This window comes from Aeromonas rivuli (assembly GCF_000820045.1).
GTDB lineage: Bacteria > Pseudomonadota > Gammaproteobacteria > Enterobacterales > Aeromonadaceae > Aeromonas > Aeromonas rivuli.
In genome coordinates this window covers 113,951-133,412 of the sequence record NZ_CDBJ01000054.1, presented here as the reverse complement: position 1 = coordinate 133,412, position 19,462 = coordinate 113,951, and the positions used below count along the sequence as shown (strand labels likewise).

The window sequence follows — 19,462 nt, the reverse complement described above, 5'->3', positions numbered from 1 at the left end:
AGCACAAGGAATGAAACGATGAAAAAGCTCAATACCCTGCTCGCCGCCGCCATCATGTCCGTGCTGGGCACCGCCCAGGCAGCCGATCACTCGTTGGCCATGGTGGTCTCCACCCTCAACAACCCCTTCTTCGTCACCATGAAGGAGGGTGCCGAGGCCAAGGCCAAGGAGCTCGGTTATGACCTGGTGGTGCTCGACTCCCAGAACGATCCGGCCAAGGAGCTCGCCAACGTGGAAGATCTGACGGTGCGCAAGGTGAGCGCCATTCTGATCAACCCCACCGATTCGGACGCGGTCGGCAACGCCATCCGCCTGGCCAACAAGGCCAATATCCCGGTGCTGACCCTGGACCGCGGCGCGGCCCAGGGTGAGGTCAAGGCCCACATCGCCTCCGACAACGTGGCCGGTGGCAAGCTGGCGGGCGACTTCATCGCCGAGCAGCTGGGGAACGGCGCCAAGGTGATCCAGCTCGAAGGGATCGCTGGCACCTCGGCGGCCCGGGATCGCGGCGAGGGTTTCGCCCTGGCGGTGAAGGGTCATCAGCTGGATGTGCTGGCCTCCCAGCCTGCCGACTTTGACCGTACCAAGGGTCTGAACGTGATGGAGAACTTGCTGGCGGCTCACCCGACCGTCCAGGCCGTGTTCGCCCAGAACGACGAGATGGCGCTGGGTGCCATTCGCGCCGTACAGGCCGCCGGCAAGCAGGTGATGATCGTCGGTTTCGATGGCACCGATGATGGCAAGGCCGCGGTCGCCCGTGGCAAACTGGCCGCCACCATCGCCCAGCAGCCGGCGCTGATCGGTGCCATTGGCGTCGAGACCGCCGACAAGGTACTCAAGGGCCAACCGGTAGAAAAATCCATACCCGTTCCCCTGCAAGTGGTCAGCAAGTAACAGTGGCTGGGGGAGGCTAGCCTCCCCCTCTCAGTCGAACACAATCAGCGGTGTCTCTCGCCTTGGGCAGTCCCAAGTCAAGATGCATCAAGGGAAGCAACATTATGAATCGTCTCGTCGTTCTGGGCAGTGTCAATGCCGATCACGTGCTGCGGGTGCCGCACTTTCCCCGCCCGGGTGAGACCCTGGCCGGTCACAGTTACCGAGTGGTACCCGGCGGCAAGGGCGCCAACCAGGCGGTCGCCGCCGCCCGCCTCGGCGCCGAGGTCTCCTTCATCGCCCGCATAGGGGCAGACGCCATAGGCCGCGAGATGCGCGCAGGCTTTGCCGAGGATGGTATCGACGTCGGGGCGGTGGAAGAAGATGCCACCCTACCCACCGGCATCGCCATCATCTATGTGAGTGATGAGGGGGAGAACAGCATAGGCCTCTCCGCCGAGGCCAATGGCGCCCTCTGCCCGGCCATGGTACAGCGCCATGGTCGCCTCATCGCCGAGGCGCACACCCTGCTGTTGCAGCTGGAGGTGCCCCTGGAGAGCGTCTTCGAGGCAGCCCGTCTGGCCCGCGCCGGTGGCACCCGGGTGGTGCTCAATCCGGCGCCTGCCCAGCCCTTGCCTGCCGAGCTGCTGGCGCTGGTGGATCTCATCACCCCCAACCAGACCGAGGCCGAGCTGCTGACCGGGGTGGCGGTCACCGATGAGGCGAGCGCGGCTCAGGCGGCGGCCCGCTTCCACCAGATGGGGATCAGCGATGTGATGATCACCCTGGGCTCCCAGGGCGTCTATTGCAGCAACACCCGGCAGCAACAACTGATCCCGGGCTTTCGGGTCGAGGCGGTAGACACCACGGCGGCCGGGGATACCTTCAATGGCGCCCTGTTGGCCGCCGAACTGGCGGGGTTGGACTTTCCAGCGGCGGTTCGTTTCGCCCATGGCGCCGCGGCGCTGTCGGTGACCCGGCTCGGCGCCCAGAGCGCCATTCCCCACAAGGAGGAGGTGACCGCCTTCCTCGACGGGCAGCAAGGCTGATGGCCAACATCAAGCAAGTCGCAGCCCAGGCCGGGGTCTCCACCACCACGGTGTCCCACGTCATCAATGAGACTCGCGTCGTCGCCGATGCGACCCGCGAGCGGGTCTTCGCCGCCATGGAGAGCCTCAACTATGCCCCCAGCCTGGTGGCCCGCAGCCTCAAGGTGAAAGAGACCAACAGCATCGGCATGCTGGTCACTACCTCCAGCAACCCCTTCTTCGCGGAAGTGGTGCGCGGGGTGGAGCGCTACTGCTTCGAGCAGGGTTACAACCTGATGCTGGGCAACACCGAGGGCCAGACCGAGACCGCGCTCTCCTACCTCAAGATGATGCTGCGCAAACGGGTGGATGGGCTGCTGATCATGTGCAGCGAGGGGCAGCAGGAGGTGTTCAACCAGCTCGACTGGCTGGATAACCTGCCGGTGGTGGTCATGGACTGGGGGCTGGACAGCGACAGAGTCGATCTCATCGCCGACAACTCTCATCTGGGTGGTTACCTGGCAACCCGCCACCTGATAGGGCTGGGTCACAGGGACATTGGCTGCATCATGGGCCCGGCCGGACGCGCCCCTGCGACCCAGCGCCTGGCCGGTTTCGAGCAGGCGATGGAAGAGGCCCAGCTGGCCGTGCGCCCGGCGTGGCTGCAAGCCGGTGAGTTCGATTGTGCCAGCGGTTTCAATGCCATGCAGACCCTGCTGGCTCAACCTGAACGGCCGAGCGCTCTGTTTGTGTTCAACGACATGATGGCCATGGGGGCCATCAGCGCCATTCATCAGGCCGGGCTCAGGGTGCCGGAAGATATCTCCCTCATCGGCTATGACAATGTCGAGCTGGCCCAATACCTGTCACCGCCGCTCACCACCATCAATCAGCCCAAGGAGGCGCTGGGCCGTCTCGCCGTGACCCGGCTGTTGGCTCGCATCAATGGTCAGCAGATAGAGAACCGCTTGATCACCCTGGAGCCAAATCTGGTGATCCGTCAATCCTGCCGCCGCCTCTAAGGCCCATGCAGCCAAACAACAGAAAGGGAGCTCAGGGCTCCCTTTCTGTTGTTCCGGCATATCTGTATTCCCGACATAGCAAGCCGCTTACTGCCCCGGCTGGGCGGGACAGCTCTCACCGCCGGGCAGGCCTGAGGGTCTTGAGGCCAATGGCTTGCACCAAGGGCTGCAAGGCCGCAGCCTCCTCTTCGCCCTCACGGCACGGAGTCCAGTAGGCCAGCGGCCAGCCCCCTCTTGCCAGGGCCAGGGTGGCGCTGCCAATCTCCTCTAAAGCCAGCACCAGGCCTGCCTTGAGCACCTGCTGCTTGAGCTCGGCATCGTCTCTGGCCAGATAAGGCAAGCCTGCGATGAAGCAAGCCGGCGTCAAGGTCACCAGAGGGCTGCGCAGCAGTCGAAGGAGCTGCGTCTTGCTCAGCCCCAGCAGCAAGGGCTGCGACGTCATGGTATGCGCCTGGGCCAGTACCCGGGAGAGCACCTCCTCGAGCAGGCCGGACTCCTCCAGCCAGTTGAGGCTGCATGCCTCTCCCTGCCCCCAGTTGAGGCTGAGCCGCATCGCTACCGGTTGAGGATGATGGGCCTCCATCATGGGTTCCAACACCAGGGTCAACGGCATGCCCAGCCCCCGCTCCAGCCAGATCTGCAACCCTCTCACCCGGTTGTGGCGCAGTTGCAACTGGCCGAGCATGGCATGGCTGAATTGCACCAGATCCCCCTGCTGGCCCCCCTTGGCCTGATTGAGGGCCAGGATGCAGTGATCGATCAGCCTGTCTCTGTCCTCCCCCCGCTGTGCCAGCGCCAGGCCGAGGCGACAGGCGAGCTGGAAGCTGCTCTCCCTGGTGCGAAACTCGAACGCAAGCAAGGCGATCAGCTCCTCTGCCCGGGCGAGGTAACTCCCATCATCGGGACACTGGTCGAGCACACAGGCAAACTCGTCACCGCCGAGGCGAAAGGCATCGCCATGGGGCCAGGCATCCAGCTTGTCGGCAACGACCTGCAACAGGCGATCACCGACCTGATAACCCAGCTGATCATTGACGAGTTTGAAGCGTTTGAGATCCAGAATGACCAGTGCCACCAGCGGGGCCCGGCTCAGGCTGACATCGAGCCGCTCGTGCATGGCGAGCCGATTGCCAAGCTGAGTGAGGGGATCGGTGCGAGCCTGACGACGATTGAGCACATTGGCCCGCACCAGCGCAGCCACCAGCAGCACACCGGCGACCAGCAAGGTGAGTTGCCAGACCTGCAGCAACAGCATATTGCGGCGGATCTGGGTGATGGAGGCCTCCCTCGCCTCCCCGGTCAGCACCACCCGGCTGATCTGCTCGAGCCGTTTGGTGCAAGCGATCAGATGCTTTTGCATGTGATCGAGCTCGGGCCCCTCCACCAGCTTGCCTGCATCCATTTGTGACTCGATCAGCTTGAGATCAGCCAGCAGGTCATTGGCGATACCAGCCAGACCAAGCTGGCCACGCACGACCCGGGTCTCATCGCTCACCAGGAAGACATCGATCCGGTTCCAGAACAGATCGTACTCGAGGGAGAGGGTCGCCATGTCCCCCACCCCGGCGCGGTAGAGCTTCAACTCATAGAGGAAGCGCTGTGAATCGAGCAACAGCTGGTGAATGTTCCAGTGGGAGCCGCGATAGAAGTAGTCGACCAGCCGTTCATGCTTTTTCTGCAGCATCAGCCCCCAGATGAAGGAGCCGATAAACAGCAGACAGACCCCTATCAGTAGCGGGTTTTGCAGCGAGCGCCGTGTCAATCCAATACCTCTAACCGGACAATCTGCCACACCATCGAGGCCTGCACATTGGGATCTTCACTCAATTTGGGATGATCGGAGAAGGGCACCAGCAGCCAGAGCGGCCCTTTGTTGCGGCGGGTCAACATCTTGCCATTCTCGCTCATGGCCAGGATCAGCGGGTAGTCGGCATAGTCCGAGAGCCTGACCTCATGGCTGTAATTGTTCAGGGCCACCACATTGACCCGGTCGGCATTGGGGCTGACCTGCCTGATCAGGTCGCGCAGCAAGGGGCCGCGATAGCCATGCTTGCCCTTGGTCCAGGGGGTCTCCGTTTCGAAGGCAACCTGAGGCAGGGATCCCAGTTCGCGGAGCCCATACTCTTTGCTGACACCGCCAGGGGCGGTCAACGTCAGAATGGGGCTCTCCACGGCCTGCGCCCATGGCGCCATCACACCGCTCAACAGCAAGGCGGCGACCAGCCACCTGGTGAATATGTGTCTTTGCATCCAGCATCCCTCTATTGTGACATCCATCAACACTGTCTCATTCGAGTGTGCTGACTTATCATCTGGAGTGCAACTTTATTGGCTTTGCTTAATTAAAACAGTGAGATAAATGATTAGCACCGAGCAGTGGATCCAGGGTCAGTGGCGATCCCTCATCTCCATCCAATCCTCCCCGGAGACGGGCTTGGGTTTGTGCACCCCGCAACGTTGCAGCAACTCGTCAACATAGGCTGGCACCAAGAGGGAAGCGGGGCCATAGCGTTTCTCATCGAACTGGCTCTCCAGTTCGCTCGGCTCCAGGTTGAGCTCTATGGTGTGGGCACCATTGAGGCCTGCCTCATGGACAAAACCCGCCGCCGGATAGACGGCCCCCGAGGTGCCGATGGAGATGAAGAGATCGCATTGTGCCAGGGCGCCATAGATGCGATCCAGACCCAGAGGCATCTCGCCAAACCAGACCACATGGGGGCGCAGCGGCTGGGGAAACTGACAGCAGGAGCAGAGTTCCTCCTGATGCAAGTCACCACGCCACTCGATGACTTGTCCCGAGACGGGGCAACGCGCCCTGAGCAGCTCGCCATGCATATGGATAAGCCGCTGGCTACCCGCCCGCTCATGCAGATTGTCGATGTTCTGGGTGATCAGGGTGATCTGTTCGGGATAGAGACGCTCCAGCCGCGCCAGTGCGTAATGGGCCGGATTGGGATGGATCTGCTCTTGCTGCAACTGTTGGCGGCGGGCGTTGTAGAAGCCCTGCACCAGGACGGGATCCCGATGGTAGCCCTCAGGGGTGGCCACGTCTTCCACCTTGTGCTCCTCCCAGAGGCCATCACTGGCACGAAAGGTCTTGATACCCGACTCGGCCGAGATACCGGCCCCGGTCAGTATCACTATGTGTTTGGGCGCTTGCATGCACAACTCCTTGACGCAGCCGATGGGGAGACCTTAACACAGGCGTCCTGAGGGGGCCTATTCGCCCTTGGTCTTAGAACCGCGCGGTGGGGGCAGTCCATCGACCAGCACCCGGCAACCCCAGCCAGGGATCCAACACACTGAGATCGAGCCGCACGAAGATGAGTTCACGCCCCGTCACCAAGGTGAGCGGCAGCCCCAGACTCTTGAGCAGCGCCAGCATGGGTCTGTTCTGGGCCAGCACCTCGGCGGTCCACTCGCGAATGCCCTCCCCCCGCGCCAATATGGCCAGGGCCAGCAACAGGCGACGACCCGCACCCTTGTGCTGAAAATGATCGGCGACGATACAGGCAAACTCGGCTCTGTCCGGATGCAGGCGACGACGGATTGACTGAGCCTGAGCCAGGGGGGCGCCCCGGCTGTCGCTGAGCAACAAGGAGATCTGTCTATCCCTCGGATACTGGAGGAAGAAGGCCACCTGCTCGGCGGTGGGATGCTGCTTGGCGCGCATGAAGCGCAGGTAGACGCTGTACTGACTCAGCTCCTCGAACGCTTGCACGATGCGTGTCTCATCGGCGGGCCCCAACTCCGTAAGGTGGCACACCGTCCCCCCCAGGGTCATTGCCAGCGGCAGATCGGCACGGGTCAGCGCCGGCTGCCAACCGGCGAGTCCGCGCGCAAGCCGGGCCTCGTCCTGGGGCCAGCAGAGATAACGGGTCACCTACCAGTATCCCGCCGCACCCCGGGTGCGCCAACTCTCCTCATCCAGCAACTTGACGCTGTCATCCAGATAGATGTCGATGCCTATCTCACGAACCCGCTCCATGAAGCGGCCAAGCAGAGAGTCTGGCGCCGCGCGCTCCCACTCCTGCAAGAGAGGCTGGCCGAGCAGCAACTGCTGAAACGGCAAGCGCTCGAGCAGATCGAATGGCAAGTGCTCGCCATTATCGAGCAACAGTGCCAGCTTGACCCCCGCCAGACTGGCTTGCAGCACCAGGGCGAAGGCGGCCTGATCCCCGAGCAGGGCATCCCGGCGCTGGATCACCAGGGTGAGCGCCTGAGGCGTGCGATCCAGGCTGTCAAGCCAGGCTTTGAGTACTTGCCAGTCAGTTGCGCAGCCGGTGAAAGGCAACCAGTGCGCTCCCTGCAAGGGGGGATTGGATTTGAGAGAGAGTGTGCCTATCCCTTGCCCCTGCCAGTTGCGCACGGTGCGGCGCAGCCCCTTGAGCCGCCGCAGCCGCTGGTTGCCAAGATAGAGCCCCTTGAGCTGGCGCAGCAGCTCTTCGCCCTGGAGCGGCTTGGCGAGGGCGGCCAGCACATTGAAACCGGCGTCATGGAGCAGACGACGGCTGCCATCGAGCAGGGTCTGCTCATGGGCGGAGAGCAAGATGATCGGCAAGCTCTGATATTGACGGTTGGCAAGCAACAGACTGATGGCATCCTGCTCCGCCAGACTCAAGTCACAGAGCAAGAGCCGGGTCTTGCCCTCGGCCAGGAGCGCCAGGCAGCTGGCGCCATCTTGCACCCAGCGGCACGGCAGACCCAGCTGCTGGATCTGTTGCTGCAACTGGGCACCTTGAAAAGGGTGGTCTTCGAGCAGCAGCAGCTCGAAATCTGCCAGCCAGGCGAGCCACTGCTGCTGACGCAGCGCGAGGGCCGCCTGCCAATCCTGGCTGAGACGGCAAACCCCCTCGTGATCCTGCGTCATGGCGGCAAAGTACTCCGTGCCAGCATGCTCGCCTGGGTCATACAAGGCGATGGCACCGGTGGCAAACAACCCTGTCCATTGCCAGCTGGCATCGGGTCGGGCACGCCACAGGGAGACATAGTCGGGTAACCCCGCAGCCTTGGCCGCCTCATAAGCGTTATTATCCAGGGCATACAGGGTCAGGGTATGAAAACCGGACTCCTGTTCTGTCGGGGATTCCAACAGAGCCATCAGCTCTTCATCTGTGATGATCATCAGTTTGTCTCTCGGTCAGCTGGTGCGCCGTCTCATCCAGGGCCTGGCGCAGCAACAGGATCAGGGGTAGCTCGGGCTCCCTGTGCCAGCGAGCCATCGCCTGCAGCAGAGGCTGGGCCGCGACCATTTTCGCAGCCCCCCTGATCTTGTGTAAATACGCATCTCTCTCAGTGGCTTGTTGGCCGGCAAGGGCCTCGGCCAACTTGTCGATGTCTTCGGTGGTGGTGGTCAGGTAGAGAGCGATCAACTCATCGCTCAGGAGTGGCATGGCCAACCGACCCTCAGGGATAGGGCTCTGCCTGTCCGGCGCAGACCCGGTCCGGGATCCCGGCTCATCCCCAGGGGACGGCAATGCCCGCGGGATCCGGTGCAGCAGCGCGGCCAGGGTCTCCAGACGCAGGGGTTTTTCGAGGCGACCAGTGCAACCGCAAGCCGTCAGGCGCAGCGCCGCCTGCTCACTCACATCGGCGGTGACGATATAGATGGGCAGTGCCTTGTGCTCGGCAGTAGCCCTGAGTTGCTGGCAGAGCTCGGCGCCATCCATCAACGGCATCTGCAGATCGGTCAACACCAGATCCACGGGGTGTTCCCGCAGCATGTCGAGGGCCTGCAGCCCATGGTTCGCACACCACACCTGGGCGCCGAGCTGACGGAGCTGCATGCTGATCAGCGCTCTGTTCATGTCGTGATCCTCGACCAGTAACACCCGCAGTCCCGCCCCGGCCTGGGTCAGATTGACGCTCATGGTCTCGCTGACGTTCTCTTGCAACAGGCTCACCAGGGTGCCGGGTATCCAACTCTTGCCCTGCCAGCGCCAGGTCAGCAAACCATGCTCATCGAGCTGCGTGCCAAGGCAGGGGATCCCCTCCTCCGGTTCGACCGGCGTCAACCCATAACGGGCCAACCAGGGATCCACCCCCTCGCGCTCACTATCCGGCAAACTGATGGCCAGCCGCGTGACGGTGCTCTCCCTGGCTGCCTCCATATCCGATACGAGCAGAGGCACTTTGCCGATGAAGCGGCTGCCGCCACCCAGACCCGGGGTCATGGCAATGGTGCCGCCCATCTGTTCGAGCAGTTGGCGACAAATGGCCAGGCCGAGTCCGGTACCCTGCGCCCTGAGTTGACCACTGACCTCCCCCTGTTCGAAGGGCTCGAACAGTCGCGCCAGCAACTCTGCCGCAATGCCGGGTCCCTGATCGTCAACCCCGAGCCTGAGCCAGGATTTACCCCCATCGAGTTGCAGATCGGCCCACAGGCAGACAGTGCCCCGGGTGCTGAACTTGATGGCATTGGAGAGCAGGTTATGCAGCAGCTGCTGCACCCTGTGGGGATCAATCTCGAACCGGTTGGGCAAGTCAGCGCTCAATTTCAGCCTCAGCTGCAGGCCCTTGTTACGCGCCTTGGGCCAGTGCACCGCAATGACACGCTCGCACAACAGCGCCAGATCCGTCGGTTGTGGCGCCAGGCTCAACTTGCCGCTCTCATTGCGGCTGAAATCGAGCACATCATTGAGCAGGCCAAGCAGCTCATCCCCGGCCTGACGCACACTGGTCACGGCCCCCTGCTGCTGATCGGACAGAGGGGTGGTCGCGAGCCACTCCAGCCAGCCGAGAATGGCATTCATGGGGGTGCGTATCTCATGGCTGATGGCCGCAAGGAAACGTCCCTTGGCCTGCATCGCCTGCTCCGCCCTGGCATGGGATCGTTGCAGTGCCTGCTCTTGCGCCACCCGCATGGTCACATCCAGCACCACGCCGTAGACCCGCCAGCCATCCTCATCCAGGCGCCGCCCCCGGCCATGGAACTGCAACCAGCGCAGCCCTTCGGCGGGATGTTGATATCGCAGGACATAGGAGAAGGGCTGACCCGCCTCCAGCATGGCGGGCATATCCACCTGCAGCTGATACCTGTCTCTGCCGTTCAGGGCGGCCAGGGCATCAAGGGGCTCACGGCGCAGTCGATTGTTCGATACCCCGAGCAGCTCGAAGCTGCCACGACTGACAAATTCCAGCTCGCCGAGGAGACCGTCGCGCAGCAGGAACTGCACCACCATGCCGGGCACCGTATTGGTCAGCGCCCGCAAGCGACGCTCCGCCTGGCGTGAGAATCGCTCCCGCTCGCGCAGTGAGCTGATATCGGAGAGCGCAATCAGCTCCCCGGCGGGCCCCTGGTGGCCGAGGCGCAGCGGTATCTGGGCGTAGGAGAAGACCCGCTCTCCCAGGGTCAACTCCCCCTCGGTGGCACCCTGTTCGGGGGCCGGCAGGGTCAGCGGGCCTGGATGACGGGCCTCCAGCCGTTTGCCACGTTTATTGCGCTTGATGATGTCGCCGTTGCCATCCCGCAGGAACACGGGGACCGGCAGGGCCTGGAACAGGGACTCACGAAACCGGCTCTCGACGGCCAGAGCCTGTTCCGCCGCCAGACGCTGGGCCACCTCCTTGGAGAGCTGCTGGCGAGAGCGCCAGATCAACATTATCACGGCGGCGCTGATCAACAGCGCCAGCAGCACCGAACCGAACAGCACCCAGTAGCTGACGCCACTCTGCTGGGTGAGAGTGAGCCTGTGCCAGCGCTGGGTCAGCTCCGCCATCTGCTCGCGGTTGAGGGTCATCAACCCCTGATCCAGCACGCTGGCCAGCAACAGATGCTGGCGGTTGACCGCAAAGCTCAGGGCAAAGCTGTCATCGAGTTCACGCACATTGAGTTCGGCCAACTGATTGCTGCGCAGGGGGTATTGCAGCTGGTAGAGCTCGCTCAGCAACCAGTCCGCATTGCCACTGCGCAGTTCGCTCAGGCCCTGATCCACATCATCGACCCGCACCCAGGCGGCATTGCCATAGCCGGAGAGCATGTCCGGATCATAGAGGCTGGTCGGCACCAGCACCCGCTCGCCGCTCAGCTCGCTCAGTCGCTTGATCTGCCTGGACTTGAGGGAAACCAGGGCGAAACGATTCTCGGCGATGGTGCGGGTAAACTCGAACTCCTGACCAAGACGAGGGGATTCGAGCAGGCCGGCCATCATGTCGGCCTCCCCACGCCTGAGTTTGTCCAGCGCCTCTTCCCGGCTGGCAGCGGGCACTGTCTCAAACCGCAAGCCGGTCTGCTGACCCACCCAGCGCAGCACATCGCCACTCCAGCCCCTGAGCTGGCCCTGATCATCGACGCCGCTATAGGGCATCAAGTCCGGGTTGATCACCAGCCGCACCCGGCTCCCCCGTCCTGCCAGCCAGGCCTGCTCCTCATCGGTAAAGTGCACCGGGTTGATGGTCTGCTTGCCATCGGCCAGATAGCGCTCCAGATCCTGATAGAGGGCGCCCGGGGTCAGATAGCGAATACCGGTGTCGACCAGGCGCTTCAGCTCGGGCTTATCCCCCATCTCCAGCCGGTAGCCAATGACCCAATCATCACTGCGCAGTCGCCTCAGCCGCAACCCTTCGGCCGGGTTTTGCCGCATCAGATGGCGCAGTTGCAGATAGTCGCCCAGATAGGCACTCCCCTCGCCGGCCTTGAGTGCCTCAAACCAGCGATCGGGATTGGCGAGGGTCAGCTGAGTGGCTCTGGGGTAGAGCCGGCTCAGACGTTTGCTCTGCTGCCAGACGGGGGATACCAGAAAGATGGCGTTATTGAGTTTGCCACGGTAGAGAATGGCGGACTCGGACTCGAGTATGGTGCGGCTATAGAGGTAACCCGCGCGGGGTGTCGGGGCAGGGCCTATGCTCGGCACCAGATCGCATCGCCCGGATCGCAACCCGTCCCGAACCGCTTCCCAGCTGTCGAGTCGTATTTTGATCAGGGGGATCGGCAGTGTGTTGGCCAGCCTGTCGAGTTGATCCATCAAAAAGCCACCCTTCTTCTCCAGATAGGGGGAACGCACCAGGCTGGGATAGCAGAAGGTGAGCTGGTCAATGGACGAGACATAGTGCTGGGTCGAGGGGGGCAACGGCAGCACCATGGCGTGAGCCGTGCCGGCCAGCAGGCTGGCCAACAGAAAAATCGCGCGGATCATGACATAGCAAAAGCCAGGCAGACGCCTGGCTTTTCGTTAGTTAACTCAAGACTCATTGGGTTCGACCGTCTCAACCCTGGCCTTGAGTTTCTGGCCGGGGCGGAAGGTCACCACCCGACGGGCGCTGATGGGAATATCCTCGCCCGTCTTGGGGTTACGTCCTGGACGCTGGTTCTTCTCACGAAGATCAAAATTACCGAAGCCCGAGATTTTGACTTGTTCGCCGCGTTCCAGCGCCTGTCGGATCTCCTCAAAGAAGGCTTCCACCATATCTTTGGCTTCACGCTTGCTCATCCCGAGCTGGGTGAACAGGTGCTCTGCAATGTCGGCTTTGGTAAGCGCCATAGATCAATCCCTCAAGGATGCATTCAACTCTTCACCGAGGGCCCGCACGACATTGTCTACGGTCTCGGCAATCTCTTTCTCCTCCAGGGTGCGCTGGGTGTCTTGCAATACAAGACTGATGGCCAGGCTCTTCTTGTCCTCTGCCATACCAGCACCCTGGTATACGTCAAACAAGTTTATTCCAACTAACTGATTTCCGCCAACTTTTTTAATTACTGCGAGCACATCACCGGCCAGAACCGCAGCGTCGACCACCACGGCGATGTCGCGACGGTTGGCCGGGAAGCGGGACACTTCGGCCGCAACCGGCACCTTGGCAGGGATCAACTTGTTCAACTCCAGCTCGAACATGATGGCACGGGTCTTGAGACCCAGCTTCTTCTCGAGGCTCGGGTGGATCACGCCGATGTGGCCGATCACCGCGCCGTTGCGCAGTATGGCCGCGCTCTGGCCCGGGTGCAGGGCACTGTGTTCGGTACGTGCGAAGCTGAAGCTGGCCCCTTCGGCGGTGAGATCCAGTACCGCTTCCAGATCCCCTTTCAAATCAAAGAAGTCGCTGCCGCGGCTCTTGATGTCCCAGTGCTCATCGCTCTGGTTGCCGGTGATGATGCCGGCCAGCATCGGCTCCTGACGGATGCCGTTTTCGGCACGCTCGTCCTTGATGAAGCGCAGACCCTGCTCGAACAGACGCACACGGCCCTGCTGGCGGTTCTGGTTGTAGACCACCGCCTGCACCAGACCCGGGAACAGAGAGACGCGCATGGCGGACATCTCGACCGAGATTGGATTGGGCAGCACCAGGGCATCGCTCTGGGGGAACAGAGCCTGCTGAGCCTTGGGATCCACGAAGCTGTAGGTGATGGCTTCCTGAAAACCGCGGTCGACCAGCAGATCACGTACCCGCTTGAGGGTCACCTGGCCTTCGGCCTGCTCCACCATCGCCAGAGAGGCGGCGGGTTTGAGGTTCGGGATCTTGTTGTAGCCGTAGATGCGGGCCACTTCCTCGATGAGGTCTTCCTCGATGGCGATGTCGAAACGCCAGGAGGGGGCCAGCGCGGTCCAGCCGTCGGCGTCAACCGTCACCTGCATGCCGAGGCGGGTCAGGATCTCGAGCACCTGGGCGTCGGCCACGCTGATGCCGATCACCTTGTCGAGCTTGGCACGGCGCAGCTTGATGGGGGTAGCCTTGGGCAGATGGGCATCGGATTTGACCTCGATGACCGGACCGGCTTCGCCGCCGCACTCTCCGCCACAAATGTCCAGCAGCAGGCGGGTGGCTCTGTCCATCACCTTGGCTTGCAGCTCGGGATCGACCCCGCGCTCGAAGCGGTGGGAAGAGTCGGTGTGCAGACCGTAGGCACGGGCCCGGCCGGTGATGGAGAGCGGCGCGAAGAAGGCGCACTCCAGCAGGATGTCGGTGGTGGTCTCGGACACACCGGTGCGATCGCCGCCGAAGATACCGGCCATGCAGGCAGGGCCTTGTGTATCGGCAATCACCAGGGTGGTCTCTTTGAGCTTCACCTCGGTACCGTCCAGCAGGGTCATCGGCTCATCGCTCTTGGCGCGGCGTACAACCAGTTCCCCTTCCAGCTTGGCCAAGTCGAAGGCATGCATCGGCTGACCATATTCCAGCAGCAGGAAGTTGGTGATGTCGACGATAGCGTCGATGGAGCGAATGCCGCCACGGCGCAGCTTCTCTTGCATCCAGAGCGGGCTCTGCGCTTGCAAGTTCAGCCCCTTGATGACGCGGCCCAGATAACGGGGGCAATCGGCGGTTGCTTCAACCCGGATCGGGAAGGTCGCGTCTATGGTAGCGGCAGCAGGGGTCCAGTTCGGCTCGACCACATCCACGCTGTTGAGCACGCCAATCTCGCGGGCCAGACCTGCAATGCCGAGGCAATCGGCCCGGTTCGGGGTCAAGTCCACGTCGATGGCGACGTCGTTCAGATTCAAGTAGTCGCGAATGTCGGTGCCGATGGGGGCATCACTCGGCAGCTCGATGATGCCGTCCGCTTCCACCTCGATACCCAGCTCGCTGAAGGAGCAGAGCATGCCGTGAGACGGCTGGCCACGCAGCTTGGCCTTCTTGATGGTGAAATCGCCCGGCAGGGTCGCCCCGACTTTGGCCACACACACTTTCAAGCCGGTGCGGCAGTTCGGCGCGCCGCAGACGATGTCCAGCAGCTCGGCTTCGCCCACGTTGATCTTGGTCACCCGCAGCTTGTCGGCATCCGGATGCTGGGCACACTCGACCACTTCACCCACGACCACGTTGTTGAACTGGCCAGCGACTGCCTCGATGGCGTCCACTTCCAGACCCGCCATGGTGATCTGCTCGGCCAGTGCGTTGTCACTCAACTCGGTGCGGACCCACTCCATCACCCAGGATTTACTGAATTTCATGTTCTCTCGCCCTTACTTGAACTGCTTGAGGAAGCGCAGATCGTTTTCGAAGAAGGCACGCAGGTCATTGACCCCGTAACGCAGCATGGTCAGACGCTCAACGCCCATGCCGAAGGCAAAGCCGGAGTATTTTTCCGGATCGATGCCGACCGAACGCAGCACGTTCGGGTGCACCATGCCGCAGCCCAGCACTTCCAGCCACTTGCCGTTCTTGCCCATCACGTCCACTTCGGCGCTCGGCTCGGTGAACGGGAAGTAGGAAGGACGGAAGCGAATGGTCAAGTCTTCCTCGAAGTAGTTGCGCAGGAAGTCGTGCAGTATGCCCTTCAGCTCGGTAAAGCTGGCATGCTCGTCCACCAGCAGACCTTCGACCTGATGGAACATCGGGGTGTGGGTCATGTCGTAGTCGTTACGATAGACGCGGCCCGGCGCAATAATGCGAATTGGCGGCTGTTGCTGCTGCATGGTGCGGATCTGCACACCGGAAGTGTGGGTACGCAGCATCAGATCGGGATTGAAGTAGAAGGTATCGTGATCGGTACGCGCCGGGTGATGAGCCGGAATGTTCAGCGCATCGAAGTTGTGGAAACCATCTTCAATCTCGGGACCGCGCTCGACCTTGAAACCCATCTCGCCAAACAGACGTTCGATGCGCTCAATGGTGCGGGTCACCGGGTGCAAACCACCGTTCTCGATGCGGCGGCCCGGCAGGCTGATGTCGATGGTCTCGGCGGCCAGCTTCTGGTTCAGCTCCTGGGCGGCGAGATCATCGCGGCGCGCATTCAGGGCATCTTGCACCTGCTGCTTGGCCTGGTTGATCACGGCGCCGGCTGCGGGACGCGCCTCGGCGGACAAGGCACCCAGGGTCTTCATCTGCTCGGTAAAAAAGCCTTTTTTACCCAGATATTTGACCCGGATCTCGTCGAGGGTCGCCACGTCATTGACGCCCTCAATTTCGGCCTTGGCCTGGCCGACTACTTCTTCAAGCTGTTGCATGTCTTCCTCGTCACCACTCCCGAAACAGGAGCCTGTAGGCTAAATAAGGTCAAGAGGGGGATAATACAAAAAAAGCCCCTTGGCTGACCATAGTTAAGGTAGCCTTTTCTCCCGAGAAATCATTTTGTTATCGGGTAAGAGGCTGACTTGATCCCCTCCCCCCGTTAAATATGGGGCGACAACACTAGTTTGTTGGCATATACGACATCATATTGCAGATATACGGAGGTAACAGTCGGGTCTGGTAACAGAATTCGGTGAATTGCAGATACAAAAAAGGAGGCCTGGGCCTCCTTTTATCTTTCATAACAGAACCGGATTAAACCAGCGCTGCTTTAGCCTTTTCAACCAGGGCGGTGAAAGCCAACTTGTCGTGAACAGCGATATCGGACAGGATCTTGCGATCGATTTCGATAGACGCTTTCTTCAGACCGTTGATCAGACGGCTGTAGGACAGACCATTCTGACGGGCTGCAGCGTTGATACGTGCAATCCACAGCTGACGGAACTGACGCTTTTTCTGGCGACGGTCACGATAGGCATACTGACCAGCTTTGGTTACCGCTTGTACCGCTACGCGGTAGACACGGGAACGGGCGCCGTAGTAACCCTTGGCGGCTTTCATTACTTTCTTGTGACGAGCGCGAGCAGTCACACCACGTTTAACTCTTGGCATTTTTCACATCCCCCTTATGCGTACGGCAGACAAGCGACAACACGTTTGTGGTCGGCAGCAGAAACCATGAACTTCGGCCCCAGCTTACGCTTACGCTTACTGCTCTTCTTGGTCAGGATGTGACGCAGGTGGTTATGCTTGCACTTGAAGCGACCTGAGCCAGTCTTCTTGAAGCGCTTTGCAGCACCCCGGTTGGTTTTCATCTTCGGCATTTCATACTCCGCATTGTGAGTGACAACAAAATCGCAAGGCGAACCGACTCATGGGGCGAACCCATGAGTCAATTTCTTGTGGGCCTTAAGATTTCTTCTTAGGTGCGAGAACCATCACAGCTTGACGGCCTTCGACTTTCGGGAACGACTCGACTACGGCCAGCTCTTCCAGATCGTTCTTGACGCGCTCCAGTACCTTGATACCAAGATCCTGGTGAGCCATTTCACGACCGCGGAAGCGCAGGGTGACCTTCGCCTTGTCCCCGTCTTCTAAAAAGCGAACCAGGTTGCGTAGTTTTACCTGATAGTCGCCTTCGTCTGTACCAGGACGGAATTTGATTTCCTTGACCTGGACAACTTTCTGCTTTTTCTTCTGTTCTTTGGTGGTCTTGCTCTTCTCGTAGAGGAATTTGCCGTAATCCATGATTCGGCAAACGGGCGGTTCAGCGTTAGGGCTGATCTCGACCAGATCTACTCCAGCCTCAAGGGCCAAGTTCAGTGCATCATGGATTTCGACGACGCCCAAAGGCTCACCATCAAGTCCAGTCAAACGAACTTCTTTCAGACGAATCTCGGTATTGATCCGGTGAGCGCGGGCTTGCGGTTGCTTGCCCAGTTTTTTTCCGCCTTTTATAGCTTATTCCTCCACTTTCTTTTGTCCGCGGGTCTGAACTTCCTGGGACAGTAGAGCGATTAGCTCTTCAACAGGATAAGTGCCCAGGTCAGCCCCTTTACGAGTCCGTACTGCAATCTGACCGGCTTCAACTTCTTTATCGCCACAGACCAGCATGAAAGGTACTCGTTTCAAAGTATGCTCGCGGATTTTAAAGCCAATCTTCTCATTTCTCAAGTCCGCTTTTGCACGAAGGCCCGCATCATTCAATGCTTTGGCCACTTTTACGGCATAATCGGCCTGATTATCCGTGATATTCATCACCACGGCCTGAGTCGGTGCCAACCAGGTAGGGAACAGTCCTGCGTACTCTTCGGTCAATATGCCGATGAAGCGCTCGATGGACCCCAAGATGGCGCGATGTATCATCACGGGGACGTGACGCTCGTTGTCCTCGCCCACATAAGTGGCGCCCAGCCGACCTGGCAGGGCGAAATCGAGCTGCACTGTACCACACTGCCACGCACGATCCAGGCAATCGTGCAGGGTGAATTCAATTTTAGGGCCGTAGAACGCCCCTTCACCCGGCTGCAGATCGTACTTCAGGCCGTTCAGCACCAGGGCTTCGGCCAGGGCCGCTTCGGCGCGATCCCAGGCTTCATCTGAACCGATGCGCTGTTCCGGACGAGTCGAAAGCTTGACCACGATGTTTTCGAAGCCAAAGGTGCCGTAGACGTCATAGACCATACGGATACAGGCCGAAACCTCTTCCATGATCTGATCTTCGGTACAGAAGATGTGAGCGTCATCCTGGGTAAAACCACGGACTCGCATCAGACCATGCAGGGAACCGGACGGCTCATTGCGGTGGCAGGAGCCAAACTCGGCCATGCGCAATGGCAGGTCGCGGTAGGACTTGAGGCCCTGGTTGAAGATCTGCACGTGACCCGGGCAGTTCATCGGCTTGATGGCGTACTCACGGTTCTCGGACTGGGTAGTGAACATGCCTTGGGCATATTTATCCCAGTGACCGGAGCGTTCCCACAGCACGCGATCCATCATGGAGGGGCCTTTCACCTCCTGATAGTCATACTCACGCAGCTTGGTGCGCATGAAGGTTTCCAGCTCACGGAAGATGGTCCAGCCATCGTTGTGCCAGAACACCATGCCGGGGGCCTCTTCCTGCATGTGATACAGGTCGAGCTGCTTGCCAATTTTTCGGTGGTCACGCTTGGCGGCCTCTTCGAGGCGTTGCAAGTAGGCCTTGAGCTGCTTCTTGTCGGCCCAGGCGGTACCGTAAATACGCTGCAGCATCTTGTTGTTGGAGTCGCCACGCCAGTAAGCGCCGGACATCTTCTGCAACTTGAAATGGTGGCAATGACGCATGTTGGGCACGTGGGGGCCACGACACATGTCGACGTACTCTTCGTGATGATAGAGACCGGGCTTATCATCACGGGCGATATTCTGATCCAGGATCTCGACTTTATAGCTCTCGCCACGGGCCGCGAACACATCGCGCGCCTCCTGCCAGGAGACCCGCTTCTTGACGACGTCATAATCCTTGTCTGCCAACTCGAGCATACGGGCTTCCAGTGCAGCCATGTCCTCTTCGGTCAGGGTATGATCGAGATCGACGTCATAGTAGAAGCCGTTGTCGATGACAGGACCTATGGCCATCTTGGTCTGCGGCCAGAGTTGCTTGATGGCATGACCGAGCAGGTGCGCGCAGGAGTGACGCAGGATCTCGAGACCCTCTTCGTCTTTGGCGGTGATGATGGAGAGCTGGGCATCGGCTTCGATCAGCTCGCAGGCATCCACCAGTTCACCGTTCACCCGACCGGCAATGCACGCCTTGGCGAGACCGGGACCTATGTCCGCGGCGACGTCCATGACGGAAACGGCCTGGGCAAATTGACGTTGACTGCCGTCAGGCAGAGTAATGATTGGCATGATTGCTTCCTTGACAGTGGTGACCCCTACCAAAGGCCACGTGTGAATTGAAAATATCCTTCAATATCAAGCAACTCACCTTGATGTTTCACCGTTCACAATACGGCTGCTACACGCGGTGATACGCACTTTACTCCGTGCGAGGCTATCCATTAACGGGGACAGTCGAGGATTGTATCAGACGTGACAACCCAGACAAGTTTGAAT

At 60.7% G+C, this 19,462-nt stretch carries 16 protein-coding genes; 3 read left to right on the top strand and 13 right to left on the bottom strand.

What is annotated here, in order from left to right; all coding sequences use genetic code 11:
* Positions 1–18: 18 nt before the first annotated feature.
* From rbsB to BN1130_RS12765, 3 genes are all read left to right on the top strand, one after another.
* Positions 19–894, top strand: a complete 876-nt coding sequence (rbsB, locus tag BN1130_RS12775) for a ribose ABC transporter substrate-binding protein RbsB (RefSeq protein ID WP_042042427.1) — start codon at positions 19–21, stop codon at positions 892–894.
* A 104-nt stretch (positions 895–998) separates the two neighbouring features.
* On the top strand, positions 999–1,922 hold the full coding sequence (gene rbsK / locus BN1130_RS12770) for a ribokinase (RefSeq protein WP_042042426.1): 924 nt from the start codon (positions 999–1,001) through the stop codon (positions 1,920–1,922).
* Positions 1,922–2,923 carry a substrate-binding domain-containing protein gene (locus BN1130_RS12765; RefSeq protein ID WP_042042424.1) on the top strand — a complete coding sequence of 334 codons (1,002 nt, stop codon included), beginning with the start codon at positions 1,922–1,924 and terminating at the stop codon, positions 2,921–2,923. Before rbsK ends, BN1130_RS12765 begins: the two co-directional genes overlap by 1 nt.
* A gap of 115 nt (positions 2,924–3,038) precedes the next feature.
* On the opposite strand, the gene BN1130_RS12760 is transcribed toward BN1130_RS12765, so the two are convergent.
* The 13 genes from BN1130_RS12760 to thrS form a co-directional block, all read right to left on the bottom strand.
* Positions 3,039–4,685, bottom strand: a complete 1,647-nt coding sequence (locus tag BN1130_RS12760; protein WP_232301981.1) for a GGDEF domain-containing protein — start codon at positions 4,683–4,685, stop codon at positions 3,039–3,041.
* Complete coding sequence (locus BN1130_RS12755) at positions 4,682–5,173, bottom strand: putative pterin-binding protein (protein WP_052448229.1); 492 nt, start codon at positions 5,171–5,173, stop codon at positions 4,682–4,684. The genes BN1130_RS12760 and BN1130_RS12755 overlap by 4 nt, the downstream gene beginning before the upstream one ends.
* A gap of 138 nt (positions 5,174–5,311) precedes the next feature.
* Complete coding sequence (cobB, locus tag BN1130_RS12750; protein ID WP_042042423.1) at positions 5,312–6,085, bottom strand: Sir2 family NAD+-dependent deacetylase; 774 nt, start codon at positions 6,083–6,085, stop codon at positions 5,312–5,314.
* 73 nt (positions 6,086–6,158) lie between these two features.
* Positions 6,159–6,806: a GNAT family N-acetyltransferase gene (locus tag BN1130_RS12745; protein WP_042042421.1), complete on the bottom strand. Its 648-nt coding sequence runs from the start codon at positions 6,804–6,806 to the stop codon at positions 6,159–6,161.
* The gene (locus tag BN1130_RS12740) at positions 6,807–8,048 is read right to left on the bottom strand and encodes a response regulator (RefSeq protein ID WP_042042420.1); all 1,242 of its coding nucleotides are present in this window, start codon (positions 8,046–8,048) and stop codon (positions 6,807–6,809) included.
* Positions 8,032–12,057: an ATP-binding protein gene (locus tag BN1130_RS12735; RefSeq protein WP_198135278.1), complete on the bottom strand. Its 4,026-nt coding sequence runs from the start codon at positions 12,055–12,057 to the stop codon at positions 8,032–8,034. Before BN1130_RS12735 ends, BN1130_RS12740 begins: the two co-directional genes overlap by 17 nt.
* Positions 12,058–12,102: 45 nt before the next feature.
* The gene (gene ihfA, locus BN1130_RS12730; RefSeq protein WP_005908994.1) at positions 12,103–12,402 is read right to left on the bottom strand and encodes an integration host factor subunit alpha; all 300 of its coding nucleotides are present in this window, start codon (positions 12,400–12,402) and stop codon (positions 12,103–12,105) included.
* A 3-nt stretch (positions 12,403–12,405) separates the two neighbouring features.
* Positions 12,406–14,805, bottom strand: a complete 2,400-nt coding sequence (pheT, locus tag BN1130_RS12725; RefSeq protein ID WP_042042418.1) for a phenylalanine--tRNA ligase subunit beta — start codon at positions 14,803–14,805, stop codon at positions 12,406–12,408.
* Positions 14,806–14,817: 12 nt separating this feature from the next.
* Positions 14,818–15,801: a phenylalanine--tRNA ligase subunit alpha gene (pheS, locus tag BN1130_RS12720; RefSeq protein WP_042042417.1), complete on the bottom strand. Its 984-nt coding sequence runs from the start codon at positions 15,799–15,801 to the stop codon at positions 14,818–14,820.
* Between the two features lie 319 nt (positions 15,802–16,120).
* Positions 16,121–16,477, bottom strand: a complete 357-nt coding sequence (gene rplT, locus BN1130_RS12715; protein ID WP_005300683.1) for a 50S ribosomal protein L20 — start codon at positions 16,475–16,477, stop codon at positions 16,121–16,123.
* A gap of 14 nt (positions 16,478–16,491) precedes the next feature.
* Complete coding sequence (rpmI, locus tag BN1130_RS12710; protein WP_005315535.1) at positions 16,492–16,689, bottom strand: 50S ribosomal protein L35; 198 nt, start codon at positions 16,687–16,689, stop codon at positions 16,492–16,494.
* Positions 16,690–16,774: 85 nt separating this feature from the next.
* Positions 16,775–17,305: a translation initiation factor IF-3 gene (gene infC / locus BN1130_RS12705; protein ID WP_259236227.1), complete on the bottom strand. Its 531-nt coding sequence runs from the start codon at positions 17,303–17,305 to the stop codon at positions 16,775–16,777.
* A 21-nt stretch (positions 17,306–17,326) separates the two neighbouring features.
* Positions 17,327–19,255 carry a threonine--tRNA ligase gene (thrS, locus tag BN1130_RS12700; protein WP_042042416.1) on the bottom strand — a complete coding sequence of 643 codons (1,929 nt, stop codon included), beginning with the start codon at positions 19,253–19,255 and terminating at the stop codon, positions 17,327–17,329.
* Positions 19,256–19,462 lie beyond the last annotated feature (207 nt).